At 65.2% G+C, this 23899-nt stretch carries 21 protein-coding genes; 5 read left to right on the forward strand and 16 right to left on the reverse strand.

Annotated elements, in window-relative coordinates; all coding sequences use genetic code 11:
* Positions 1–194 precede the first annotated feature (194 nt).
* From ACODS4_RS10465 to ACODS4_RS10480, 4 genes are all read right to left on the reverse strand, one after another.
* Positions 195–1526 carry an MOSC domain-containing protein gene (locus ACODS4_RS10465; protein WP_488863322.1) on the reverse strand — a complete coding sequence of 444 codons (1332 nt, stop codon included), beginning with the start codon at positions 1524–1526 and terminating at the stop codon, positions 195–197.
* A gap of 39 nt (positions 1527–1565) precedes the next feature.
* Entirely contained in the window at positions 1566–1808 is a 243-nt protein-coding gene (purS, locus tag ACODS4_RS10470) for a phosphoribosylformylglycinamidine synthase subunit PurS (RefSeq protein WP_298367919.1), read from the reverse strand.
* A 51-nt stretch (positions 1809–1859) separates the two neighbouring features.
* A complete protein-coding gene (purC, locus tag ACODS4_RS10475; RefSeq protein WP_298367922.1) occupies positions 1860–2624 on the reverse strand; it encodes a phosphoribosylaminoimidazolesuccinocarboxamide synthase in 765 nt (254 codons plus the stop codon).
* 145 nt (positions 2625–2769) lie between these two features.
* A complete protein-coding gene (locus ACODS4_RS10480) occupies positions 2770–3531 on the reverse strand; it encodes an NRDE family protein (protein WP_488863324.1) in 762 nt (253 codons plus the stop codon).
* A 151-nt stretch (positions 3532–3682) separates the two neighbouring features.
* Here ACODS4_RS10480 and ACODS4_RS10485 point away from each other — a divergent pair, with 151 nt between their 5' ends.
* Positions 3683–4003 (forward strand): DUF1476 domain-containing protein, encoded by a 321-nt coding sequence (locus tag ACODS4_RS10485; RefSeq protein ID WP_488863326.1) that lies wholly within the window; start codon positions 3683–3685, stop codon positions 4001–4003.
* Positions 4004–4146: 143 nt separating this feature from the next.
* On the opposite strand, the gene fdxB is transcribed toward ACODS4_RS10485, so the two are convergent.
* The 9 genes from fdxB to hrpB all read right to left on the reverse strand — a co-directional run bounded on the left by fdxB (position 4147) and on the right by hrpB (position 13636).
* Positions 4147–4440, reverse strand: coding sequence for a ferredoxin III, nif-specific (gene fdxB / locus ACODS4_RS10490; protein WP_488863328.1), 294 nt, complete (start codon positions 4438–4440; stop codon positions 4147–4149).
* Between the two features lie 198 nt (positions 4441–4638).
* The gene (locus tag ACODS4_RS10495) at positions 4639–4839 is read right to left on the reverse strand and encodes a CCE_0567 family metalloprotein (protein ID WP_298367940.1); all 201 of its coding nucleotides are present in this window, start codon (positions 4837–4839) and stop codon (positions 4639–4641) included.
* 18 nt (positions 4840–4857) lie between these two features.
* Positions 4858–5334 carry a NifX-associated nitrogen fixation protein gene (locus ACODS4_RS10500; RefSeq protein ID WP_488863330.1) on the reverse strand — a complete coding sequence of 159 codons (477 nt, stop codon included), beginning with the start codon at positions 5332–5334 and terminating at the stop codon, positions 4858–4860.
* 3 nt (positions 5335–5337) lie between these two features.
* Entirely contained in the window at positions 5338–5739 is a 402-nt protein-coding gene (nifX, locus tag ACODS4_RS10505; protein WP_488863331.1) for a nitrogen fixation protein NifX, read from the reverse strand.
* Between the two features lie 38 nt (positions 5740–5777).
* Complete coding sequence (nifN, locus tag ACODS4_RS10510; protein ID WP_488863333.1) at positions 5778–7169, reverse strand: nitrogenase iron-molybdenum cofactor biosynthesis protein NifN; 1392 nt, start codon at positions 7167–7169, stop codon at positions 5778–5780.
* A gap of 5 nt (positions 7170–7174) precedes the next feature.
* On the reverse strand, positions 7175–8581 hold the full coding sequence (gene nifE, locus ACODS4_RS10515; RefSeq protein WP_488863335.1) for a nitrogenase iron-molybdenum cofactor biosynthesis protein NifE: 1407 nt from the start codon (positions 8579–8581) through the stop codon (positions 7175–7177).
* A gap of 186 nt (positions 8582–8767) precedes the next feature.
* A complete protein-coding gene (locus tag ACODS4_RS10520) occupies positions 8768–9589 on the reverse strand; it encodes a hypothetical protein (RefSeq protein WP_488863337.1) in 822 nt (273 codons plus the stop codon).
* Between the two features lie 119 nt (positions 9590–9708).
* Positions 9709–10557: a hypothetical protein gene (locus ACODS4_RS10525; RefSeq protein WP_488863339.1), complete on the reverse strand. Its 849-nt coding sequence runs from the start codon at positions 10555–10557 to the stop codon at positions 9709–9711.
* A gap of 493 nt (positions 10558–11050) precedes the next feature.
* Entirely contained in the window at positions 11051–13636 is a 2586-nt protein-coding gene (gene hrpB, locus ACODS4_RS10530) for an ATP-dependent helicase HrpB (RefSeq protein ID WP_488863341.1), read from the reverse strand.
* A 159-nt stretch (positions 13637–13795) separates the two neighbouring features.
* Here hrpB and ACODS4_RS10535 point away from each other — a divergent pair, with 159 nt between their 5' ends.
* Positions 13796–14266: a ferritin-like domain-containing protein gene (locus ACODS4_RS10535; protein ID WP_488863343.1), complete on the forward strand. Its 471-nt coding sequence runs from the start codon at positions 13796–13798 to the stop codon at positions 14264–14266.
* Positions 14267–14377: 111 nt separating this feature from the next.
* On the opposite strand, the gene ACODS4_RS10540 is transcribed toward ACODS4_RS10535, so the two are convergent.
* The 3 genes from ACODS4_RS10540 to ACODS4_RS10550 form a co-directional block, all read right to left on the reverse strand.
* Positions 14378–14590 carry a hypothetical protein gene (locus tag ACODS4_RS10540; RefSeq protein WP_298367977.1) on the reverse strand — a complete coding sequence of 71 codons (213 nt, stop codon included), beginning with the start codon at positions 14588–14590 and terminating at the stop codon, positions 14378–14380.
* Between the two features lie 111 nt (positions 14591–14701).
* Positions 14702–15913, reverse strand: a complete 1212-nt coding sequence (locus tag ACODS4_RS10545) for a PP2C family protein-serine/threonine phosphatase (protein WP_488863345.1) — start codon at positions 15911–15913, stop codon at positions 14702–14704.
* Positions 15914–15943: 30 nt separating this feature from the next.
* On the reverse strand, positions 15944–16249 hold the full coding sequence (locus tag ACODS4_RS10550; protein WP_119832201.1) for an STAS domain-containing protein: 306 nt from the start codon (positions 16247–16249) through the stop codon (positions 15944–15946).
* A 370-nt stretch (positions 16250–16619) separates the two neighbouring features.
* Here ACODS4_RS10550 and ACODS4_RS10555 point away from each other — a divergent pair, with 370 nt between their 5' ends.
* The 3 genes from ACODS4_RS10555 to ACODS4_RS10565 all read left to right on the forward strand — a co-directional run bounded on the left by ACODS4_RS10555 (position 16620) and on the right by ACODS4_RS10565 (position 23890).
* Complete coding sequence (locus tag ACODS4_RS10555) at positions 16620–17036, forward strand: HRDC domain-containing protein (protein ID WP_488863347.1); 417 nt, start codon at positions 16620–16622, stop codon at positions 17034–17036.
* A gap of 625 nt (positions 17037–17661) precedes the next feature.
* Positions 17662–21393 carry a vitamin B12-dependent ribonucleotide reductase gene (locus tag ACODS4_RS10560; protein WP_488863349.1) on the forward strand — a complete coding sequence of 1244 codons (3732 nt, stop codon included), beginning with the start codon at positions 17662–17664 and terminating at the stop codon, positions 21391–21393.
* A gap of 196 nt (positions 21394–21589) precedes the next feature.
* Entirely contained in the window at positions 21590–23890 is a 2301-nt protein-coding gene (locus ACODS4_RS10565; protein WP_488863350.1) for a putative bifunctional diguanylate cyclase/phosphodiesterase, read from the forward strand.
* Positions 23891–23899: the final 9 nt, after the last annotated feature.

Below are 23899 nucleotides of genomic sequence, written 5' to 3' on the forward strand. Positions count from 1 at the left end.
AGTGATGAGAATGTGGGCGGGGTGGCTTGGGTGGTTGCCGTTGCCCCCTCCCTAACCCTCCCCCGCTTGCGCGGGAGAGGGGACTGCCGCCGCGCGCTGACAAGGATCCGGCCCCCTCTCCCGCTGATAAGCGGGGGAGGGATGGGGAGGGGGCGACGGACGAGAGGGCGTCGGACGAGAGGGTGGCGGGCCTCTCACCCGCCGGTCAGGCGTCCGGTCCAATCCTCGACCGCGTCGCGGGCCAAGCGCCGTTCGGCCAGCGTCTTCCAGCTTTGCGCCAGCGCGGGCAGGGCGGCCATGTCGGTCAGCGCCGCGCGATCCAGCGTGTCCACGTACAACACCCGCAGCAGGCGGGTCAGCGGCCAATCGGGGCAGGGGCGTTCGACCAGGGTCAGTCGGTCGGCGGGGCCGATGGAGCCGCCCTCGATCACCCGATAATACCAGCCGGTGCGGCCAGTGGTTTGCACGCGCTTGGCCATGTCCGGCACGGCGAAACGGTGGTTCAGCTTCCAGCAGGGTTGCCGGGCTTGCGCCACCTCCAGCAGGGCAGTGCCGACGCGCAGGCGGTCGCCCAGGCAGACGTCGGCCTCCGTCACTCCTTCGCTGCACAGATTCTCGCCGAACGCGCCGGGCGTGCCCAGATGGGGAATGTCCGCCCCCAACTCCGCCCGCCATGCGGCGTGGTGGTCGAGCGGGTAATGGTGGATCGCCTTGTCCGGCCCGCCATGGACCCGGCGGTCGGCCTGCTCGTCGTCGAGAAAACCGTTCACCCCAACGGCGCGCGGGCCATTGACCGGCGTTTTGTGGATGGCGCTGGTCCGTCCCTCCGGCCCAAAGGGGGCGATGGAACCAACCAGAACGGCGCGCAGGGGCAGGTCGATCATTGGGGGGGCTTGCTTTGCTTTGGCGGGCTTTTGTTTGGCCGCGCGCGCCTGTTCCTGAAGGCTGACGTAATGGTGCCAGACCAGCTTGGCGGCGAGGCTGCGGTGGGGGCGCCAGGGTTCGGCGACGGCCAGAAGCTGCGCCGGGGTCGGCTTGTCCGCCCAGCCTTTCAGCCGCTGCACGCCCAGTTGAATGGCGAGGTCGCCGACGGGCCAGATGTCGGGCCGGTCCTGCGCCATCATCAGATAGACCTCGGCGCTCCAGCGTCCGATGCCCTTCAGGGTGACGAGCGCGGCGATGGCCTCCTCGTCGGGCAGGGCGTGGATGGCGGCGAAATCCAGACGGCCATCGACGACCGCCTCGGCCAAGCCACGGGCGTAGCCGACCTTTTGGCGGGAAAAACCGCAGGCGCGCAGGGCGTCGTCGTCGGAATTCAAAATCGTGGCGGGCGTGACGTCGCCCAGCCGGGCCAACAGCTTGTCCCACAAAGCCAAGGCGACCTTGGTGGAAAGCTGCTGCTCCATCACCATGCGCAGCAGGCCGACAAAACCGCTGGGGCGCGAGAAGTCGCGTTGCATGGGGCCGCCGACGCGGACGCATTCGGCGAAGATCGGGTCGAGGGCGGTCAGATGCTCAACGCTCATGATCCGCCGCCCTCGTTCCGCAATTTTATCAAACGACGATCAGGCCACCAGCTCGATGGCGTAATCCTCGATCACGGTGTTGGCGAGCAGCTTCGTGCACATCGCCTCGACCTCGGCGCGGGCGGCGGCCTCGTCGGCGCTGGTCAATTGCAGCTCGATCACCTTGCCGACGCGAATGTCTTCGACGCCCGCGAAGCCCAGCGTTTGCAGCGCGTGGGCGATGGCCTTGCCCTGGGGATCGAGAACGCCGCGCTTGAGGGTGACGTGAACCTTGGCCTTCATCGGATGTCGCTCGCTAAAGGAAGTAGGGAAAGATGGGGTGAAACAGGGTGGTCACTGAAGGGTTTTGGGGCCTTTGACGTCGCTGGGGCCGCCTTCGGGCAGGATGCCCAGACGGCGCGCGACCTCCTGATAGGCCTCCTCGACCTTGCCGAGATCCTGGCGGAAACGGTCCTTGTCCAACTTCTCGTTGGTCTTGACGTCCCACAGGCGGCAATTGTCCGGGCTGATTTCGTCGGCCAGCACGATCCGCATCTCGTCATTTTCCCACAGCCGACCGAATTCCAGCTTGAAATCGACCAGCTTCAGCCCAATGCCGAGGAACAGGCCCGACAAATAATCATTCACCCGCAAGGACAGGGCCACCATGTCGTCAAGATCCGGCGGCGCCGCCCAGCCAAAGGCGGTGATGTGCTCTTCCGAGACCATCGGGTCGTTCAACTCGTCCGACTTGAAGTAATATTCGATGATCGAGCGCGGCAGCGGCGTGCCTTCGGGAATGCCGAAACGCTTGGACAGCGACCCGGCGGCGACGTTGCGCACCACAAGCTCAATCGGAATGATCTCGACCTCGCGGACCAACTGCTCGCGCATGTTCAGGCGGCGAACGAAATGGGTGGGAACGCCGATTTCCGACAGGCGGCTCATCAGATACTCGGAGATGCGGTTGTTCAGCACCCCCTTGCCGGTGATGACGCCCTTCTTCTGGTTGTTGAAGGCGCTCGCGTCGTCCTTGAAGTACTGCACCAGAGTGCCGGGTTCCGGTCCTTCAAAAAGAACCTTCGCCTTGCCTTCATAGATGCGCCGGCGTCGTGTCATCGCGTGTTCGTCCAAATGCGTAAGGACCGGACAAGAGAGCTTGCCGGTCCAGGAAGGTGCGTTCAGTGATATAGCAAGCCGGGTGTGCGAACACAACGCCGGGGGTTCGGGCGGTGGTTCGGGGCTGGCGCGCGCGACGGTCCGCTCACGTCAGCGCCACCGGGTCGAAGGGCGTCTCGAACGGGCGACCGGGGGCGAAGCGCCAGACGGGTTTCAGGTCGGGGCGCTCGACGCTGGGCAGGGCGATCAGCGCGCTGGACACGGTGCCGAAGCCCATGGGCAGGCGGAAATCCATCGCCCCGCGTTCTCCCTTTTCGCCCTCCCAAATCCGGCTGCCCAGCAGCTCCGGCCAATTGCCCCAGGTTGGTTCATCGGAGTCGGGCGGCGCGCCATGGGCGAACAGCGGCTGGTAGAGGGCGATTCGGGGATCGCGCGCGTCGTCCAGGTCATGGGCGGTTATCATGTGGACGCCGGGGGGAATCGCCGTCACCTCGGGCCGGTGGCGCGGGTTGTCGCCGCGATGGCTGACGAGGTAGGCGTCGGCGTTGTCGGCGATCAGCAGATTGAAGGGCCGGTAGGCCCGCGTGTCGAGAGCGGCCAGCGACCGCGCCGCCTCGCCCGCGTCGGCGTGGTCGAGCGCGTCGAGCGCCAACTCCCCGCGCGACCGCTTGCCGGTTTCCGGCCCCAGCGTGCCTTCCCGGTTGAGGATGGCGGCGACCAGCCCCTCGTCGTTCAGGCCAAGCCAGGAGCCGCCCGCCAACTCGTCCAACCCGGCGACCACGTTGGGCCGGTCGGGCCAATGGCGGGCGGGCGGTTTCCAGGGACGTCCGGCCATCTCGTCGCGGTTGGCGGCGATCCGCAAAGGCCATGTTGCGTCCGGTCGCCGCAGGAGGATCACGCTGCACATGGGGAACCTTGTTTTTTCCGTTTCGCAAAGCTATGTCGGGCCACAATGAAATCTCCGCAAGGGGGCTGCGGCTTCACCGTGACGGCGACCCCAATCCGGCTGTATAATCCAGCATCCGGGAGCGAAAACCAAATTCAAGGAGCCGGGGTCCATGACGACCTTCGATGACCGCGAAAAGGCCTTCGAGAACAAGTTCCAGCACGACGAAGACCTGCTGTTTCGCATCCGCACGCGGCGGGACACGCTGGCGGGCCTGTGGGCCGCTGGCCTGATGGGGTTGGACGCGGACGCCGCCCAGGCTTACGCGCGCCAGATCGTTGAGGTGGACATCGGCACGCCGGGGCCGCACGACATCCGCGACCGCATCGCCGCCGACCTGCACGCCAAGGGCGTGGACATTTCCGACCACCGCGTGGAAAAGGAAATGGCCCAACTGCTGGATCTGGCGCGCCAGCAAGTCACCACCGAATGAGCGCTGAGTGAACGCCGCGCGCGCCGTCGGCCCGTCCGATTCGCGCCGCTTGGTTCCTTACGCCATAAGAAAAGGCCCGGCGCGTCGCGTCGGGCCTTTTTGTTTGGGCGGCTTGGTTTGTTTGAACGGCTTGGCGCGAACAATCAGGCCGCGACCGCCGCGTGGGTGATGCAGCTTTTCGAGCACACCTTGGAGCAGCTTTCGCAGCCGATGCAGTTCGCGGCTTCCTCGACCGTCATCACCTTCTTTTCGGCCTCGTCGTCGAAGGCGTCCACGATGTCGCCGTCTTCGGTGATGCCGATCATGTTCAGCACGCCGCGCCCGCACACCTTGAAGCAGCGACCGCAGCCGATGCATTGCTTCTGGTCGATGGATTGGACGAATTTCGGCGTCCAGCTTTGGCCGCCACGGGTGGTGCCGGTGATGAAGTCAGCCATGGGATGCTCCTCTCGAATGGCGCGGAAAGGGGGGGAGGGGCGCCTGTGGGGTGGTTGGGTGGAGTGGGGTGTTTGCCCCCTCCCTAACCCTCCCCCGCGTTGCGGGAGAGGGGACGGATGCTGAACGCCGACAAAAATCCTCGCTCCCTCTCCCGCAAAGCGGGGGAGGGCCGGGGAGGGGGCGCGGGAAACCCGCCGCTACGCGCTTTCCAGCGCCTTCAACGCCGCGCGCTTTTCGGTCAGCGCGCGGTAGGCGTCATAGGCGTCCTGGGCGACGGTCAGGATGTTTTGCCAGCCCTGCGGCAGGTCTTCCGACAGGTCGTGCAAATCCATCTTCTTTTGCGTCGCGCGGGCGTTCAGCTTTTTGATCTCGTCCTTCAGCGCGTCGATGTCGCTCATGCCGGGATCCTCGGAGGGTCAGAGATTGGCGACTTCGGGGTATTTTTTGATGAGGTCCACCGCGTCGGCGACCAGCTTGGCCCCGTCGGCGGCCAGCTTTTCGGCGGTCGGGAAGCCGAAGCGGTGGACGTCGCGCAGATTCTTGGAAATCACCACCAGACGCCCGGCGGTCAGGATCATCCGCCCGAAGCCCTCATGGCTGATCTTCATCATCGGCGAGGCCATCAGGCCGGTTTGCTTTTCGATGGTGATGCCGACCGCCTTGTAGAACAGCTCCAACCGCCACAGCGTGTCGGGATCGGGGTCGCCCATCATCGGAATGGCGGCGCGGGCCTCCTTGTCCAGAATGAAGGGGGCGAGCAAAACCTCGTCGGCCTTGCCCTCCCACGCGCCATAGCTGTCCTCGGCGCGGAACAGCAGGACCAGGGTCTTCAGAAACTGGTCGGCGACCTCGGCCTGGGAGGCCGCGCTTTCGGCGATTGCGGTGTCGGGCATGGGTTATTCCTCGTCTTCGTCGTCGAAATTGAGTTCTTGGGTTTCGCCCAGCGCCTTGCGCAGCCAGGGCGGCGGGTTGCCGTTCAGCGTTTCGACCAGCCGGTCGAGCAAAACCGGAATGGCCTCGGTCGCTTCGACCTTCACCGGGTGGATCTTTTTGGCGACGACGCGGGCGGCGGCGGAGGCGCCGATGGCCGACAGATAGACGATGGCGACGTCGGCCAGCGCGTCCAGCTTCGGCACCAGCTTGTCCTCGTTGCCGTCCTCGAACATCGAGCCGCCGAACTGGAAGGTCTCCAGAAAGGAATGACCGGCCTTGTCCACCTGATAGACGGCGATGTTCTTGGCCCAGCCGAAATGCGCGTCGACGTGCTGCATGTCCTGGGTGCAGAAAGCGACCTTCATGGAACCTCCTGTGCTGGGGCGAGCGGCGCTCACCACGCTCAACCGGCGCTGCATCCGCATGATCCGCCTCCGCAAGCGTGGCCTTCGGTTTTGTGGTCGTCGTGATGGGCCGCCGGGTGGTGGTCGTGGTCCATCTCGGCGGACAGGAACAGGTTGCCGACGGCGAACAGCAGGTTGCGGGTGCCGCGATAGCCGACATGGACCGTCAACCCGGCCCCCAGCCGGTCGAACATCGGCAGCCCCATGCGGTGCAGCGGCACGCCCAGCCGCGCCGCGCCCTGCCGCCCGTGCGAGTTGGAAATGATGAGGTCGGCGTCGCGCGCCAGCGTTTCCACGTCGGAATGGTCGCCGACCATCACGGTGGCCGCCTTCAGCTTTTCCAGGACCAGGGTCTGGGTCGGCGACACGGCGGCGACCACCTCGGCCCCCATGTCGGCCAGAAAGCTGGTGACGGCGTAGAGCAGGTCCGGCTCCAGGGCGACGACGATCCGCTTGCGGCTGAAGAAGAAATGCCCGTCGAGCATGGCGTCCACCAGACTGTCGCGCTGGCGGCGGATCTTGGCCGGAACCGGCTGGCCCGACAGTTCGGCCAACAGGCGGATCAGCTTGTCCGACGCCTCCAGCCCGGTCAGACGGCTGAAAAAATGGCCGGGAACGTCGGTTTTCAGCTCCAGCGCGTTGCCGGCGATCCGCATGTGCTCGCCGATCACCAGCGTGGCGACCGACGCGCCCATCGAGCGGATTTGATCGACCGTCACCCCGCCCAACGAGGTCGCGGTGAAGTCGCTGGGCTGGCGCCCGCACATCGACAAGGACAGGTCGGGCAGGAAGATCGGCGACAGACCGAAGGATTCGATCAGGTCGCGCAATTCCTCGACGTCGCCGGGCGACAGATGGCAGCCCGCCAGCACGTTGATTTGCGTCTTGACCGTGGCGGGCGACGGTTCGACCAGCCGATCGACGATGGCGGTGACGGCGGCGCCGAAACCATCCTCGAACCCGCCGGTGAAGTCGGGGGTGTTGGCGAAGACCAGGGCGGTGTCGGCCATGTCGGGATTGCGCTGGCGGAACAGGGTGAACTGCCCGCCCATATCCTCGCCCTTGGTTTCGGTGACGCCGGTGGTGGCGACGCCGATCATCGCCGGGCTGTTGCGCTCCACGATGGTGCGCAACGCCTGCTCAAGATTCTCATAGCCGCCGAGGATGGTGGAGACCTGATCCATCGCCGTGGTTTGCAGCGGAATCGCCTCGCGGAAATGGCGGACCAGCAGAACCAGCCCAAAGGCGGTGCAGCCCTGCGAGCCGTGGAACAGCGGCAGACAACGGTCAATGCCGAGATAGGCGAGCGCCGCGCCCAGCGGCTGGCTCATCTTCAGGGGGTTGGTCGAGGCGGCCTTGGCGGCGGAGGGGAAGCGTTGGATGTGCGACATGGCCGTCACTCCGCCGCGAGAAGGGGGGAAGCGGCGGGAACGTCCCACGGGGCGGGCAGGCGGACCTGACGCCAAATCGGGTTCGACAGGGTTTTGTCGATTTCCTCACACAGATTGACGATGCCGTCATACCCGGCGTAGGCGTGGTGGCGCTCCTGGTTGATGTCGAGCCAGGGAACCTTGGCCTTCAAGGAAATGAACTGCGACCGTCCGCCCGACATCATGATGTCGGCCTGCGACGTCGCCAGCATCTTGTAAATCTCGCGCGGCTTCAGATCGTCCCACTGGTGGAACTCGTCGCCCTTCATCTTCTTGATGCGCTCCTTGTCCTCCTTGGTCGATTTCTTGGTCGAGGTGCCGAGGATGGTCAGACCGGCCCCTTCCAGCGCGCTGACCATCGACCAGCTCTTGACGCCGCCGGTGAAGAGCAGCACGCGCTTGCCGTCGAAGCGCGGCTTGTAGGGTTCCAGGCGGCGCCAGACGCGGCTTTCCTCGCGGGCGATCACGCCCTCCGCCCGGTCGATCAGGCTTTTGTCGGCCCCGCGCTCCACCAGCATGCGGGTCATGGTGCGCAGCGTGTCCGACATGTCCGACACGCCGTAGAAGGAGCCTTCAAAATAGGGGATGCCGTAGCGCTCCTCCATCTTGCGGCCGACATTCACCAGCGCCTGGCTGCACACCATCATGGTGACGCGCGCCCGGTGGGCCTGGGCGACCTGGTTGTAACGACCGTCGCCGGAGATGCAGGACAGCAGGCGGATGCCGATCTCGTCGAGCAGCGGCTTGACCAGCCACAATTCACCGGCAAGGTTGTATTCGCCGATGATGCAGACGTCGGTCGGGGTGGTGTAGTCGGGTTCGACCGTGCCGATGACGTGGTCGAGCAGCGCCTCGCCCGCCAGCTTGTTGCCGAGATTTTTGGAGCCGACGAAGCCCGGCGCGTCCACCGGAATCACCGGCTTGCCCAGCTTTTGCGTCGCGAATTTGCAGACCGCCGCGATGTCGTCGCCGGTCATGGCGGGCACGCAGGTCTGATAGACGAAGACGGCGGGCGGGTCGTATTGCTGGATGATTTCCTTGATGGCGCGGAACAGCTTTTTCTCGCCGCCGTTGATGACGTCCAGCTCCGACAAATCGGTGGTGAAGCCGGTGCGGTAAAGCTGGGAACCGGACGACTTGGTTCCCCGGTTGTCCCAGGCGTTGCCCAGGCAGGCGATCGGGCCATGGACCAGATGGGCGGCGTCGGCGATCGGTTGCAGCACGATCATCGCGCCGTCATAGGCGCAACCGCCAGCGGCGGCCCCCGGCTTCAGGGATTTGGTGCAGCCTTTCTTCTTGTCCTTGGCCGATTTGCTTTGGTTGGTCGCGCATCCCGGTTCGTTGAAGACGTCCTGGATCTTGTCCTGGAGCATGCCCGTTCTCCCGCCTTGGCGCCGAATGCGGCTGTCGGGATCGGGCAATGCAAGGCGTGCGCCATATGCTAAGCTGTTGAACGCGCTGGATTGTTCGTTTTTGCGGGCTGTGCGATAGCTGACAATCACTGTGGATTGTCGGGTCTTGGACAGAGGGGGGAGAGGCAGCGGGCGCGCCGCCGCCCTTTACCGTTCCGGTTCCGGCTTAATGCCCGCGTCCTTCATCGCGTGCATCAGCTCCAGGATCACCGTGCTGATGTCGGGGAAGGTCAGGGCCACCGCGTGGCGGTCAGGATCCAGCCGGACGACATGGGCGATTTGCCGCCCGCCGACGCCCGGCAATTCAGCGCAACGCAACTCCAGCCGCATTTTGCCGCCGACGGCGTGGCTGAACTCCTCCGGCGGCAGATCGACCAGCAGGCCGCGCGTGCTCCAATTCACCGTCGTGCAGCGCCGCCCTTCGGCGTCCACCGTCAGCACCGGATCCATGTAGCGGATGGCGCGGCGGTGTTCGACGCCGTTGGGCGGCTTGGCCCCGACGTCGTGCTGCTCCAGCTTGCGCTTGGCCGCGTCCTTGGTGCGGTCGTCCACCCCGTCCTTGCTGGTCATCAGCGTGGCCTGAACCCGACGTTCGACGCCGTGGCGGAACTCGTCGTCGGCGCCAAAGCGCAGGGCCTTGGCGAAATGGTCCTTGGCGCTGGTCAACAGGGCGTTGCGGCCCTTGTCGTCGCCGCGATGGCCGCAGCGTTCGGCCTGGATCAGCAACGAATCGACGCTGTGCTGGTAGACGCCGCGCTGGATGATTTTGGTCATTTCGCGGAACTCGGCGGCGCGGACGCTGGGAAATTCCTTGGCCTTCAGCATCTCGGTCATTGTCGCGGCCAGGGCGTCGATCTGGTCGGGCGGGGCGGTTTCCGCCTCCCGCCGCATCCGGCGCGCCAGATCCTCGGCCTTGCGGATCAAGGCCTCCTCAATCTTCTGGCGCTGTCCGGCGTCGAGAACGGGCATGGCGACACCTCCCGTGTGATGACACGAACAGGATACACCGCTCGGATGATTTGCAACAGGGATGGTTCAGCGCGCTCTTGGTTTTGCACGCGTGGTCATGGGGGGCGGCATGTATGATTCTACTTTTCAAAGCCATCCATGAGTTTGACGGCGTTGGGGTCAAAATCTACGGTTGTTGATTTTCCCGGACCTGGAATTTCCTCGCCGGCTTTCGGGAAAGGACGGCTTTTGTCACCAAGTCCAAGCAACGAATTGAACGCGGTGCTCAACAAGGTGTAATTTGGGAAACGTACATTCGACATTGCTGAAACTGTTGGAATATATTGTGTTGGAGGACTGTCGCCTTCGCCTTTTTCCTCAACAGCCATATTTTGAATCATGATTTGTGAGCACTCTGCGCAATGAGGTTTGTCGCAACCCATTGCGATTATCTTATATGAATTTTGATAATATTTATGATGCAGGATCGCTGCGGCTTCAGCATGGGCCTTTGTCGATTGAATGAAGTCATAGCCAAGCGCTTCAGCCATCTGACGCATCGGCGTGCTGATGGAGTTTCCATTGTTGCAGTAACACAGCTTGGCGTATCGCGTGACTCCGCCCTTTGTCTTTTCAGACAGAACGCAGACAACGGTTGTTGGGCCCCGGCTTTTTTTGTCTTTGATGGCGTCCCGAATGGCTTGGGCGTCGCCTTCCAGATCGAGGTTCGAGTCGGCTTTTATGAAGCGATTGACTTTTTTCCCAGCCCGTCGACTCTTGTTGAAGAAAATATCTTCAACTTTTCTTTTTTCTTTCTTTTTTGGATTCTTCTGATTTCCAACTTCGATGACAAGAGTGCCGTCGTCGGGTTCGGTGGCGTCCGACAAATTGCCGTCATCGTTGAATGGCTCATTGTTGTAAAGCAGCGGATTGAGAATTCTCCGCTTCGTGATCCGCTCTCCAGGGGCGTCTACGCCGCCAGCGTTCATTGGCTGAACGACCAGCGGGCGGTGTGGCGCGGGGCGCGCGGCGGGTTTGGGCGGCTGTGGCGACGCCAAACGCCCTTGGATTGTGGTCGCAGCCGTCGCGCGTGCTTGGACGGGGGGCAGCGTGACGACTGCTGGAATGGCTTGCCGCGTTTGGGCGACAGGTGGGGGCGGCGGCGCGTTTGTCCGCCACGCCGCGCCGGTCACTGGTGGGATAGGTTGGGGGGAGCGAAACGCGGATGTCGGCGGCTTGCCGGTGGACGGCTGGGCCGCCGCTGGCCGCCACGCCGGAGGGGGAGCGGATCCGACGGGAGCAGGCGGAGTCGTCGCGCGCGCTGGTGAGATGGATGGCGGCAAAGGCGGGCGGGCGAACGGCTTTGCCATCATTGATCCTCTCTGTCGTCCAGCGCTCAACAGTTTGAAGCTATGGCGTCGCTTGGGCTGCTGTAAAGCTGTATTCATCCCTTAAAAATGAACGTGGGACTACCGCGTTTGGTCAACGCCCCCTTGGTTTCGCCCTTGCGGTCGGCTCCGCCTCCAGCGGGTTGTCGGGCCAGTAATGTTTGGGGTACTGGCCCTTCAAATCGGCCTTCACCGCCTTGTAGGCGTTGGCCCAAAAGCTGGCGAGGTCGCGCGTCACCTGGACCGGGCGGCGGGCGGGCGACAAAAGATGCAGCAGCAAGGGAACCCGCCCCCCGGCGATGCGCGGCGTTTCGGCCAGTCCGAACATCTCCTGCAAGCGCACCGCCAACACTGGCTCGTCGCCATCATAGTCGATGGGAATGCGGGAGCCGCTGGGCACCTCGACATGGGTCGGCGCTTCGGCGTCCAACCGCGTCTTCATCTCCCATGGCAACCGATTGCGCAGGGCGCTGGACAGATCGACGCGGTCGAGATGGACGCGGCGCGACACGCCGTCCAGGAACGGGGCCAACCAATCCTCCAGCGTGGCGAGCAGGGCCGAATCGGACAGGTCGGGCCATTCCACCCCCTCGCGCTGGCGCAGGAAGGCGACTCGGGTGCGCCACGCCCGCAACTCGTCGCTCCAGGGCAGGCAGTCCAGCCCCATGGCGCGGACGCCCTCCAGCATCGCGGCGGTCATCGCCTCGGCGGGCGGGTTGGTTAGCCGCTCGTCCTTCAGAATCAGGGCGAACAGCATCCGGCGGCGGCGGGCCAGCACCGTCTGTTCGCGGGCGTCCCAGGCGACGATGGTCTCGACGCGGATGTGGTCGGCGAAGGCGTCCTCCAGATCGGCCAGCGTGACCGGCGCCGCCAGAAAGATGCGGGATTCGCGAACCGCGCCGTCCAGATCGGCCACCGCCAGCCAGTCTTCCGCCGACAAGGGTTCCGCGTCCTGAAAATAGGCGCCGCGCCCGCCCGACAGCCGGAATTGGGCGGCGACTCCGCCCGGCCCGCCGCCGGGGCGGCGCTGGCCGATGCGGTCGGGGTAGGCCAGGGCGACCAGCAGGCCGACGGCGTCGCTGTCGCCCTCATCGCCCTCGCGCAGGCCCAAGTGCCGCCGCCAGCTTCGCGCCTGCTTCATCGCCTGTTGGGCGGCGCCGCGATCCACACTCAAACCGCGCGCGGCGCCGCGCCCGCCCTGCTCCTGCCCGCGCAGCAGATCGACGCGCAGGCGCAGATCCGCGTCGCGAAAGCCGGGGGCGGCGCGAACGATGTCGCGCTCGCCCAACAGGGCGGCGACCAGACAGGCCAGCGCGCCATGCCCCAGGGCTTGGCCCGCGAGCATCATGTGGGCCAGCCGGGGGTGCACGCCAAAGCCCGCCATGCGGCGACCATGCGGGGTGATCGCCCCGCCGTCGGTCAGCGCGCCCAAGCCGGACAGCAGATCGCGCGCCTGCGCTAGCGCCGGGGCGGGCGGCGGGTTGAGCCAGGACAGGGCGGCGGGATCGCTCACCCCCCACATCGCCAGCTCCAGGGCCAGCGGGGCGAGGTCGGCGTCCAGGATCTCCGGCGCGCTGAAGGGGGCCAGCGCCTTGTGCGTCGCCTCCGGCCACAGGCGGTAGCAGACGCCCGGCTCCAACCGTCCGGCGCGGCCCCGGCGCTGTTCGGCGGAGGCCTGGCTGACCTTGACCGTCACCAAACGGGTCATGCCGCCGCGCGGGTCGAACCGTGGAACCCGCATCAGGCCGCTGTCGATGACGATGCGGATGCCTTCGATGGTCAGGCTGGTTTCGGCGATGGCGGTCGCCAGAACCACCTTGCGCGCGCCGGGCGGCGATGGGGCGATGGCGCGGTCCTGCGCCTCGGTCGTCAGATCGCCGTAGAGCGGGGCGAGGATGACGTCTCCGCCCAAATCCGATTGCTCCAACTGGCTGAGAACCCGACGGATTTCGCCCGCGCCGGGCAGGAAGACCAGGGCGTCGCCGCTCTCCTCCCGCAGGGCGCGGCGCACGGTGGCGGCCACCGCGTCCTCAACCCGGCTGCCCGGCGGCGGCGCGTCGAGATGGCGGGTTTCCACCGGATGGGCGCGGCCCTCGCTCGTCACCATGGGGGCGTCGCCGGAAACGCCGTCGCCGAGCAGGGCGGCGACCGGCCCGCCGTCCAGCGTCGCCGACATCACCACCAACCGCAGATCGTCGCGCAGCGCCCCCCGTGCCTCCTGCACCAGGGCGAGCGCCAGATCGCTGTCGATGCCGCGTTCGTGGAATTCGTCGAACAGGACGGCGCCGACGCTGGACAGTTCCGGGTCGTCCTGAAGCTGGCGCAGGAACAGGCCGTCCGTCACCACCTCGATCCGGGTGCGCGGCCCGACCTTCGTATCCAGCCGCACCCGGTAGCCGACCGTTTCGCCAACCGCCTCGCCCAGCATCGCCGCCATCCGCCGAGCGGCGGCGCGGGCGGCCAACCGCCGGGGTTCCAACACCAGGATCTTGCGCCCGCGCAGCCAGGGTTGATCGAGCAGGGCCAGCGGCACGCGGGTGGTTTTGCCGGCGCCGGGCGGCGCTTGCAGCACGGCGGTCCCGCGCGTCTCAAGCGCCGCCAGCAGGGCGGGCAGGACGGGATCGATGGGCAGGGGGGCGAAGGCGGGGCGGTTGGGCGCGGGGCGGTTCGGCGTGGTCATGGCCGACTCCGCTGCCGGAAAACCGCCGGAAAGGCAACCGCTTTCCAAACCGGGGCAAAAGGTCGCACCCTGCCGTGGTTGGGATCGGGTCGCGCGCCATGACCGTAAAAATGCTATGGTTTTACCGTCGTCGGGCCTTTCTTCTACACGCAGGGATTCATGACCAGCATCCACGACGCCGCCCTGTTCCTCGCCCACGCCTGCGCGCTGGAAGAGGACGCCGCCAACCGCTTCTCCGACCTGTCGGAGTCGATGAAAACCTATGGCAACACGGAGATCGCCGCCTTTTTCGGGCAGATGGCGACCTTCTCGCGCATGCATCTGGCCGAGGCGCGCAAGCGGTCCGGTTTCCGCAAGATCCCCGATCTGGCCCCGGAGGATTTCCAGTGGCCCGACGATGAAAGCCCGGAAGCGGCCTCGATGGAAGGCTCGCATTATCTGATGACGGTGGAATACGCGCTGGAGCTGGCGTTGGACAGCGAACGGCGGGGCCAAGCCTTTTACGCCGACGTGGCGCGCACCACCACCGATTCGGAAGTCCGCATGATGGCCGAAGAGTTCGCCGCCGAAGAGGCCGAACATGTCGCCCAGTTGGAAATCTGGACGAAGCGCTATCCCAAAGTGGCCTGAGCCGCAGCGGCCACCGTCACAGACCATCCTCCCCCGTTGGGGCTGTCGCCCCCTCTCCCCATCCAAGCGCAGGGTGGGGAGAGGGGCGCGGAGCCGGTCACGCCGACACGATCACGCCGACAGGGCCGACCAGTCGATTTCATAGACCTTGTCGGCGGGCTTGTAGCCCTTGAACGCCGCGATCACGGCGTCGACGCTGACCTCGCCCGGCACATTCTGAATCTCATAGACGACCGAGCTGCCGCTGGTCGGGCCGACGTCGGCGTTGCGATGGGCCTGCGAGATCAACCCCTCGCCCGCCTTCTTAATCATGATGGAAGCCATGCATCCGTCTCCTGTTGCGTAACGCCCGACCGGGAAACCATAAACAAAAAATGGTTAAATCGGAAGGCGTAAAGACGCGGGAGGAGCGCGGCGAGGGTTGGGACGCCACGATCAGGGGGGCGCGTCGCGGGCGATCCACAGGGCGGTCAGATCATCGTACAGCCCGGCGCCGAATCGTTCGGCGAAGCGGGCCATCAGCCAGGGAAAGGGATGTTCGGGCGCGGTCAGCACCGCCTGCTCGATCAGATCGGCCAAGCCCTCTTCCCCCAGCATGGCGTCGTCGCGGTCGCGGGCCTCGGTCAGGCCGTCGGAATAGAGGAACAGCGTGTCGCCGGGATGAAAGGGGGTGCTGCGGTTTTCATATTCGGCGTCGGCGAAGGCGCCCAGCAGCATGCCCGAGGCGTCCAACACGCGGAAGCCGCCCCGGCTGCCCAGCAGCGGGTTGGGCGCCCCGGCGGCGGCGTAGCGCAGGCTGTCGGTTTGGCGGTCGATCACCCCGTAAAAGGCGGTGGCGAACTGGCCGACGGTCAGGATGTCGGCCAGACGCTGATTCAATTGCGTCAGCAGACGGGCCGGGTCGCGCAGGTCGTCGGGCGGCGTGCGGGTCAGCAGCGTGTGCAGGCGAAAGGCGTTGATGGCCGAGGCGATGCCGTGCCCCGACAGATCGGCGACAAAGACGCCGACATGGCCGCCGTCAATCTCGAACGCCGTCCAGAAATCCCCGCCAACCTCGTCGGAGGTTTGAAAAACCGGTTCGATGCGCAGGCCGTTGCGGCTGGCCATGGCCTCCAGCCACTCGGCGTCAGGGACCAGGGCCAATTGCATGCTGCGCGCCTGGCGAAGATCACGCTCCACCCGTTCGCGGAAGGCGCGCAACTCCTGCACCATCGACCGGCGTTCCAGATGGTAACGGACGCGGGCGACGCATTCGCCGGGGTTGATCGGCTTGGCCAACAGATCGGTGGCCCCGGCTTGGAAACACAGGGAGCGGATTTGATCGGTTTGCCGGGTGCTTTGCATCAAGATCGGCAGATCGCGCCAACGCGGGTTGCCGCGCAGAACCCGGCACAGCGCCATGCCGTCGATGGGCGGCAGGTTCGCGTCGATCAACAGCAAATCAGGATCAAAGCTCTCGACCTGATCGAGCAACTCCTGCCCGTTGGTGGCGAAGGCGACCTGGACGATGCCGATCCATTGAAGAAAACGGGACAGCGTGCGGCGGTTGAACCGGCTGTCGTCGGCGATCAGAACCCGGCGGTCGCCAAGCGGGATCCCCAATTCAAGCCCATAGAGCGAGGCGGGGGTTTCGGTTGGAAACTCCATGGCGCCCCGCCCTCCGCGCGGGATCCGAAATCAGGCGTCGATGGTGAACACTTTGTGCAGCTTGGCCAGGGTGATGAGGCGTTGCACCTCGTCGCGGGCGCCGCGCATGGCGAAATCCAGCTTCTTCTTCTGCGCTGTGTCGCGGGCGATGATGAACATGCCCAAGCCCGAGGAGTCGACGAAATCCAGGCCGGACAGGTCAAAGACCATCCGATGGCCGGCGGGCCGCTCGAACGCGGCGATGACGGAGCGGAAGGTGTCGTGGTCGGAAAAGGTCATCCGGCCATGCAAACGGATTTCGGTGCTGTCGTGGGCATCGGTGACGGTGAAGTCCATGGAGGCGCTCCGTGGTTGTTCCCGCGTCCGGCGCGCGGCGGGAATCGAGTGGCCCGGTGAAGTCATCAGCATGTTGCGTCCATTCATCTTACGATGGAAAAGATTTCACTTTGATGACGGATGGTGTTGTTCAGGCCGTCACTTGCGGGCTTATCACACGCTGCTGATTGGAAATGCAAGTATCCTTCGCCACGTTGCGATAATATATAACATTTTAAGAAATATTATGGATGAATGCTGGCCGCTGTTGGACATATGCGACAAATTGGCGGTGATTCGCGCCCTGGCGCGCGTGGTCGCGGTTTGCCCGTCGCCCCGCTTGTCGTGTAGGCTGCGTCGAATTGGGGAATCCTCCACCAAAGGACGGGCGATGAGCACCGAAATCCGCACCTTCATCATTCCCGACGCCAACGCCGAGGAGGCGCAGGCGAATCTGTCCGATTTTCTGCGGACGGTCGAAATCCAGCGAATCGACACCGCTTACGCCGTCGATGGGTGGCGCGTGTTGGTGTTGTATGGCGATTTGAAGCGCAAGGAAGAATCGCAACAGATCGAGGCGGCCATCGCCGCCGCGCTGAACGGGTGGCGCGACCGGGTGGCGGCGCAGGAAGGCGTGGCGCGCGAAATCATCCTGCCCGACGATCTGGTGCAGGAAATCGCCCGCTTCGCCCCGACGACCGAGCATGAATTGACGATCATCGTCGGCGGTCGCGACCTGCCGGTGCCGTTGCAGGGCGGCGAGATCGTGCAGGTGGTGCGCTCCACCCTGGATGTCCTGATCGACTGATGTTTTCGTGCAGACGCCGCGTCGTGGTTGGCGCGGCGTGGCGATGTTGCGCGTTTGGCGTGTTGGGCGATGGCTCTGGTTTGGGGTTTTGCCGCTCGCCCATCTATATGTTGTGGGTGGCGCGGCGACTCCATCGGTTCGTTGTTGGATCGGATTGTCGCCGCGACGGTTGGATTTTGGGCGACCGGCAGAGCGTCTCGATTCGCGGGCGCTTGGCTGATGGGGCGACTCGCCCTGATTCCCCCGAGTCGCTCACGCGCGGTTCGCTGGTGGCGCGTTGTGGAAAAGCCCACAAAATCTTGGGTTCCCAACCCTTGCCGCTGTTGAAAAGGGGGTGGATAAAAACCCTGGAAACAACCATGAGAAAATTATGGTTTTAACAAAAATCCAGTCATGGCGCGGGCCTGCCGCTGGAAATGGCGGAATTGCTGGGTTGCTGGATTTTGTGCGCAGTTTTCCGTGTCAACCACAATATGTGGTGTCTGGAGGCGCTCAGCCTCTTGCCTGCCGGGGCGTCGATGTCTAGGATGAGATCAACTTACAGCAACCGATGGCCAGCGACCAGCGCAAGCGTGCGCCGCGTCATCGCTTTGCCATTCAAGATTCATCAGGGGACATTGGCATCATGCGGATCGAGCGTCGTTTTACGAGTGAAGGCCAGGATGCTTACGCCAGCCTCGGCTTCCGCCGCGCCACCAGCGAGATCCGCAATCCCGACGGTTCGATCGTTTTCCAGCAGACCGACATCGAGGTGCCGGAAGGCTTCAGCCAAGTCGCCAGCGACATTCTGGCCCAGAAATATTTCCGCAAGGCGGGCGTCCCCGCCGCGCTGAAGGCGGTTGAAGAGAACACCGTTCCGTCCTGGCTGTGGCGGAAAGAGGCGGACGCTGAAAAGCTGGCCGCGCTGCCCAAGGAGAAGCGTTTCGTCGGCGAAAGCTCCGCCCGTCAGGTCTTCGACCGTCTGGCCGGCACCTGGACCTATTGGGGTTGGAAGGGCGGCTATTTCGATCAGGAGGCCGACGCGCGCGCCTTCTACGATGAAATGCGCTTCATGCTGGCCGCCCAGATGGCGGCGCCCAACAGCCCGCAATGGTTCAACACCGGCCTGCATTGGGCCTATGGCGTCGACGGCCCCAGCCAGGGCCATTTTTACGTCGATTTCAAGACCGGCCTGTTGACCTCCTCGGCCTCGGCCTATGAGCACCCGCAGCCGCACGCCTGCTTCATCCAGTCGGTCGCCGACGACCTCGTGAACGAGGGCGGCATCATGGATCTGTGGGTGCGCGAGGCGCGCCTGTTCAAATACGGCTCGGGCACTGGCTCCAACTTCTCCAAGCTGCGCGGCGAGGGCGAAAAGCTGGCGGGCGGCGGCAAGTCGTCGGGCCTGATGAGCTTCCTGAAGATCGGCGACCGCGCGGCGGGCGCCATCAAGTCGGGCGGCACCACCCGCCGGGCGGCCAAGATGGTCTCGGTGGACATGGACCACCCGGACATCGAGGGTTACATCGACTGGAAGGTGAACGAGGAGCAGAAGGTCGCCGCCCTCGTCACCGGCTCCAAGATTTGCCAGAAGCATCTGACGGTGGTGATGGCCGCCGCGCAGAACGGCCTGGATCCCAAGGAAAACAAAGAGCTTAAGAAGGCCATCCTCGCCGCCCGCAAGGATCAGGTGTCGGAAAACTACATCCAGCGCGTGATCCAGTTCGCCGGTCAGGGCTTCAAGAGCATCGAGTTCAAGACCTACAACACCGATTGGGATTCGGAAGCCTACCTGACGGTGGCGGGCCAGAACTCCAACAACTCGGTGCGCATCTCCAACGAGTTCGTCCAGGCGGTTCTGGACGACGGCGATTGGAACCTGATCGGCCGCACCAACGGCAAGGTCATGAAGACGCTTCGCGCCCGCGATCTGTGGGACAAGGTCGGCTACGCCGCCTGGGCCTGCGCTGATCCCGGCGTGCAGTTCGACAGCACCATCAACGAATGGCACACCTGCCCGGCCTCGGGGCGCATCAACGCCTCGAACCCCTGCTCGGAATACATGTTCCTCGACGACACCGCCTGCAATCTGGCGTCGTTGAACCTGATGACCTTCCGCTTGAAGGACGGCTCCTTCGACACCGAAGCCTTCGAGCACGCCTGCCGTCTGTGGACCATCGTGCTGGAAATTTCGGTGCTGATGGCGCAGTTCCCCTCCAAGGAAATCGCCCAGCTCTCCTACGAATTCCGCACGCTGGGGCTGGGCTTCGCCAACCTCGGCGGCCTGCTGATGGCGTCCGGCCTGTCCTACGACTCGGACGAGGGCCGGGCTTATTGCGCGGGCATCTCCGCCGTGATGACCGGCGTCGCCTACGCCACCTCGGCGGAAATGGCGCAGGAGCTGGGGGCCTTCCCCGGTTTCGCGGCCAACCGCGACCACATGCTGCGGGTCATCCGCAACCACCGCCGCGCCGCGAATGGCGCGATGGACGGTTATGAAGGGCTGGCGGTCGCGCCGGTTCCTTTCGTCGCCGACCTCTGCCCGGATCAAGAGTTGGCCGCCGCCGCCTTGCGGGTGTGGGACGAGGCGCTGGAACTGGGCGAGGCCCACGGCTTCCGCAACGCCCAAGCCACGGTGGTCGCCCCGACCGGCACCATCGGCCTGGTGATGGATTGCGACACCACCGGCATCGAACCCGATTTCGCGCTGGTGAAGTTCAAGAAGCTGGCGGGCGGCGGCTATTTCAAGATCGTCAACCGTCTGGTGCCGGAAGCCTTGAAGACGCTGGGCTACACGCCCGAGCAGATCGGCGAGATGGAGCGTTACGCCGTCGGCCACGGCACGCTGAAGACTGCGCCCGGCATCGACCACGCCGCGTTGAAGGCCAAGGGCTTCACCGACGCGATGCTGGAGAAGCTGGAAGGCAACCTCGCCACCGCCTTCGACATCAAGTTCGTGTTCAACCGCTGGACCATCGGCGCCGAGTTCTGCGTCGAGACTCTGGGCGTGCCGTTCGAGGTTCTGGACGCGCCGGGCTTCGACCTGCTGACCCATCTGGGCTTCAGCAAGACCGAGATCGAGACGGCCAACACCTATTGCTGCGGCGCCATGACCCTGGAGGGCGCGCCCTTCCTGAAGGACGAGCATCTGTCGGTGTTCGATTGCGCCAACCCCTGCGGCCGCATCGGCAAGCGTTTCCTGTCTTGGCAATCGCACATCACGATGATGGCGGCGTCGCAGCCCTTCATCTCGGGCGCCATCTCCAAGACCATCAACATGCCCAATTCGGCGACGGTGGAGGAGTGCAAGGACGCCTATCTGCTGTCCTGGCGTCTGGGTCTGAAGGCCAACGCGCTGTACCGCGACGGCTCCAAGCTGAGCCAGCCGCTCCAGGCCGCCGTGCTGGACGACGAGGAGGATGGCGAGACCGTCGACGCGGTGGTGGAGGGCGCCAACGCCACCCGCACGCAGATCGTCTCCGAACGCATCGTCGAAAAGGTGATCGAGAAGATCGTCGAGCGGAAGATCTCCGCCCGCGAGCGCCTGCCGCACCGCCGCAAGGGCTACACCCAGAAGGCCAACGTCGGCGGCCACAAGATCTACCTGCGCACCGGCGAGTATGAAGACGGGCGCATCGGCGAGATCTTCATCGACATGCACAAGGAGGGCGCCGCCTTCCGGTCCTTGATGAACAACTTCGCCATCGCGGTGTCGATCGGCCTGCAATATGGCGTGCCGTTGGAGGAGTTCGTCGAGGCCTTCACCTTCACCCGCTTCGAGCCGTCGGGCATGGTGACGGGCAACGACACCATCAAGATGGCGACCTCGGTCATCGACTACATCTTCCGCGAGGTGGCGATCTCCTATCTGGGCCGCACCGATCTGGCCCACGCCACGCCGGAGGATCTGCTGCCCTTCACCGTCGGCAGCGGCGACAAGCAGGGCGACCTGCCGGAAAACCCGCAGCCGTCGGACTTCGTCCGCCGCGTCGCTTCGACCGGCTATGTCCGCAACAACCTGCGCGTTTTGCATGGCGGGCAGGGCGCTGGCCAAGCCCAGCGGACCAGCGCGGCGGCGGCCCTGGCGGCGGCGGGCGTGGACGCCGTGCAGGCGACCGCCACAGCGGCGCAAAGCGCGGTGGCGGGCAGCCCGGCGGTTGGATCCGTGGTGGCGGCGCAGGGGCATGTGGCGGCGGGCGCGGCGACGGGAACCGCCTATGGCGGCAGCGTCAGCGAGCAGCGTTTCGACCGCATCCGCGAGGCGCGCGCCCGTGGGTATGAGGGCGATCCCTGCGGCGAATGCGGCAACATGACCTTGGTCCGCAACGGCACCTGCCTGAAATGCGATAGCTGTGGTTCGACGACGGGGTGCAGCTAAACCATAGAGTTGTTGCAGCACAGCATAAAGAAGACCAAACAAAAGGGGGGAGCGGGCGACCGCTCTCCCCTTTCCCTTTGTCTCAGGATCGCTTTTCCACAGTCCGCGTGGGGCTTGACCAGCCAGCCTGTATCCATGGTAGCATTTTTGTTAAGAGTGAGGCCGGGCCACACAGGCGTCCGGGGAGAAGCGCGCCATGGAGTTAGTCGACGGAACGCTCGACGCGGCTGTGATGTCCGATCCACTGATCCGGGCGACCGTTGAGCAGTGCGGCACAGGGCTGGTGTGGGTTGGGGCGGATGGTGTGGTCGTCAGCGCCAACCCGTGCTTTGTCCGTTGGGCCGGGCGTCCGGCGCGTGGTTCGGCGGGGCATGGGGCCGGGTCTGGGATTGGGCCTGGGATTGGGCCTGGGATTGGGTTGATCGGTCGCCCGTTGCTTTCCGTGCTGGATCTGGGCGGCTGGGAATGGTCGGCGGTGTGGGACAGCCTGCATGATGAGGGCGCTTTGCCCGGCTCCGGGACCATCCGCGCGCCCCGAGCCGAGCCGGTGCCGGTGGATCTGCATTGGCAACTGCTGACCGGATTTCCTGAACCCATCGCCTTCTGCCAGATGCAGGGCTTTGAAGAGCGCGAGCGGGCCAACGCCATCGCCCGGCTGCAACAGGATGTTCTGGAACTGGTCGCCGCCGGGCGCTCGTTGAAGCTGGTGTTGGACTTTCTTTGCCGTCAGGTGGAAACCTGCGCGCCGGAGGTGATCTGTTCGGTCCTGTTGCTGGAGGACGGGCGCAGTTTGCGGCACGCGGCGGCGCCGTCGCTGCCCGCCGCTTTCAGCGCGGCCATCGATGGGGAAGAGATCGGCCCGGCGGTCGGCTCCTGCGGGACGGCGGCGTGGCGCGGCGCGCCGGTTGAGGTGTCGGACATCGCCACCGATCCGCTGTGGGCCAATTACCGCGATCTGGCGCTGTCCCATGGGCTGGCCGCTTGCTGGTCTCACCCGATCAAGGGGCGCGACGCCCGCGTTCTGGGCACCTTCGCGCTCTATTACCGGGAGGCGCACGGAGCGACGCCCTTCCACCGGCGCATGCTGGAAGCTTGCGTGCATTTGTGCGCGCTGGCGATCGAGCATGATCGGGCGCGGGCGGAGATCAACCGGCTGGCCTTCTACGACACCCTGACGGGTCTGCCAAACCGCCAGTTGCTGGGGGACCGCGCCACCGCCGCGCTGGCGTTGGCCGGGCGGACACGGCAGCCGGTGACGTTGATGTTTCTTGATCTTGACCGATTCAAGATCATCAATGATTCGCTGGGCCATGCGGCGGGCGACCGGCTGCTGGTGGAACTGGCGGCGCGGTTGACCTGTCTGTTCCCCGACGGCGACACGCTGGCGCGGCTGGGGGGGGACGAGTTTGTCGCCCTGCTTCCCGGCTGCGACGCCGCGCACGCTTCGCTGGTGGCCGAGCGGATTTTGGCGACCCTGTCGCAACCGATCACCATCGCCGATCTCACCGTGACCCCGACCGCCAGCGTCGGCATCGCCGTGCATCCCGATGACGGCCATGATTTCGACACGCTGCTGCGCCAAGCCGACGCGGCGATGTATCGGGCCAAGCAGGCCGGGCGCAACCGTTGCCATTTCTACCGCCGCGACATGAACGATCAGGCGGTGCGGCGGCTGGAGATGGAGGCCGCCCTGCGCGAGGCGCTGGATCGCGGCGAGTTCAACTTGAATTTCCAACCGCAAATTCGTCTGGAAACACGGCGGCTTTACCGGGTGGAGGCGTTGATTCGCTGGACTCACCCGCGTTGGGGCGCGGTGTCGCCGGTGGAGTTCATTCCGCTGGCCGAGGAATGCGGGATGATCGACCGCATCGACAGTTGGGTGTTGGAGAGCGGCGTCGCGCAACTGGCGCGCTGGCGGGCCGCTGGCGTCATGGTTCCGGGCATGGCCGTCAACATGTCGCCGGTTCGTTTCGCCCATGGCGATCTGGTCGAGCAGGTGCGGCAGGTTCTGGCGGCGGCGCAGGTGCCGCCCGGCGATCTGACGCTGGAAATCACCGAACGGCTGATGATGACCGAGGAGATCGGCGTCCACGACGCGCTCGACGCGCTGAACGAACTGGGCGTGATGCTGTCCATCGATGATTTCGGCACCGGCTATTCCAGCCTCAGCTACCTCAAGCGTTTCCCGGTCGGCGAGTTGAAGATCGACCGCAGCTTCGTCAAGGAACTGGACATCGACGCGGCCAACCGCCCGTTGGTGCGGGCGATGATCCAGATCGGCCAAAGCCTGGGCCTGACCGTGGTGGCCGAGGGGGTGGAGCGCGAAATGCAAAGCCGGATGCTGAAGGCCGACGGCTGTTGCATGGGGCAGGGCTATCACTACGCCCGACCGATGGACGCCAACGCCTTCGTGGACTGGCTGCGCGTGTGGGAGGCGCAGGTCGCCGAGGAGGAGAAGCAGAACTGCGGGTCGTCGGATTGCGGCTTCGGCCTCTGATCCGCCGGG

It is taken from the genome of Azospirillum sp. FG154, from assembly GCF_057809575.1.

Bases quoted from the DNA above. Each gene is read 5' to 3' on its own strand.
- ACODS4_RS10465 (WP_488863322.1), bottom strand. From the start codon at position 1,526: ATGAGCGTTGAGCATCTGACCGCCCTCGACCCGATCTTCGCCGAATGC.
- purS (WP_298367919.1), bottom strand. From the start codon at position 1,808: ATGAAGGCCAAGGTTCACGTCACCCTCAAGCGCGGCGTTCTCGATCCC.
- purC (WP_298367922.1), bottom strand. From the start codon at position 2,624: ATGACACGACGCCGGCGCATCTATGAAGGCAAGGCGAAGGTTCTTTTT.
- ACODS4_RS10480 (WP_488863324.1), bottom strand. From the start codon at position 3,531: ATGTGCAGCGTGATCCTCCTGCGGCGACCGGACGCAACATGGCCTTTG.
- ACODS4_RS10485 (WP_488863326.1), top strand. From the start codon at position 3,683: ATGACGACCTTCGATGACCGCGAAAAGGCCTTCGAGAACAAGTTCCAG.
- fdxB (WP_488863328.1), bottom strand. From the start codon at position 4,440: ATGGCTGACTTCATCACCGGCACCACCCGTGGCGGCCAAAGCTGGACG.
- ACODS4_RS10495 (WP_298367940.1), bottom strand. From the start codon at position 4,839: ATGAGCGACATCGACGCGCTGAAGGACGAGATCAAAAAGCTGAACGCC.
- ACODS4_RS10500 (WP_488863330.1), bottom strand. From the start codon at position 5,334: ATGCCCGACACCGCAATCGCCGAAAGCGCGGCCTCCCAGGCCGAGGTC.
- nifX (WP_488863331.1), bottom strand. From the start codon at position 5,739: ATGAAGGTCGCTTTCTGCACCCAGGACATGCAGCACGTCGACGCGCAT.
- nifN (WP_488863333.1), bottom strand. From the start codon at position 7,169: ATGTCGCACATCCAACGCTTCCCCTCCGCCGCCAAGGCCGCCTCGACC.
- nifE (WP_488863335.1), bottom strand. From the start codon at position 8,581: ATGCTCCAGGACAAGATCCAGGACGTCTTCAACGAACCGGGATGCGCG.
- ACODS4_RS10520 (WP_488863337.1), bottom strand. From the start codon at position 9,589: ATGCCCGTTCTCGACGCCGGACAGCGCCAGAAGATTGAGGAGGCCTTG.
- ACODS4_RS10525 (WP_488863339.1), bottom strand. From the start codon at position 10,557: ATGAACGCTGGCGGCGTAGACGCCCCTGGAGAGCGGATCACGAAGCGG.
- hrpB (WP_488863341.1), bottom strand. From the start codon at position 13,636: ATGACCACGCCGAACCGCCCCGCGCCCAACCGCCCCGCCTTCGCCCCC.
- ACODS4_RS10535 (WP_488863343.1), top strand. From the start codon at position 13,796: ATGACCAGCATCCACGACGCCGCCCTGTTCCTCGCCCACGCCTGCGCG.
- ACODS4_RS10540 (WP_298367977.1), bottom strand. From the start codon at position 14,590: ATGGCTTCCATCATGATTAAGAAGGCGGGCGAGGGGTTGATCTCGCAG.
- ACODS4_RS10545 (WP_488863345.1), bottom strand. From the start codon at position 15,913: ATGGAGTTTCCAACCGAAACCCCCGCCTCGCTCTATGGGCTTGAATTG.
- ACODS4_RS10550 (WP_119832201.1), bottom strand. From the start codon at position 16,249: ATGGACTTCACCGTCACCGATGCCCACGACAGCACCGAAATCCGTTTG.
- ACODS4_RS10555 (WP_488863347.1), top strand. From the start codon at position 16,620: ATGAGCACCGAAATCCGCACCTTCATCATTCCCGACGCCAACGCCGAG.
- ACODS4_RS10560 (WP_488863349.1), top strand. From the start codon at position 17,662: ATGCGGATCGAGCGTCGTTTTACGAGTGAAGGCCAGGATGCTTACGCC.
- ACODS4_RS10565 (WP_488863350.1), top strand. From the start codon at position 21,590: ATGGAGTTAGTCGACGGAACGCTCGACGCGGCTGTGATGTCCGATCCA.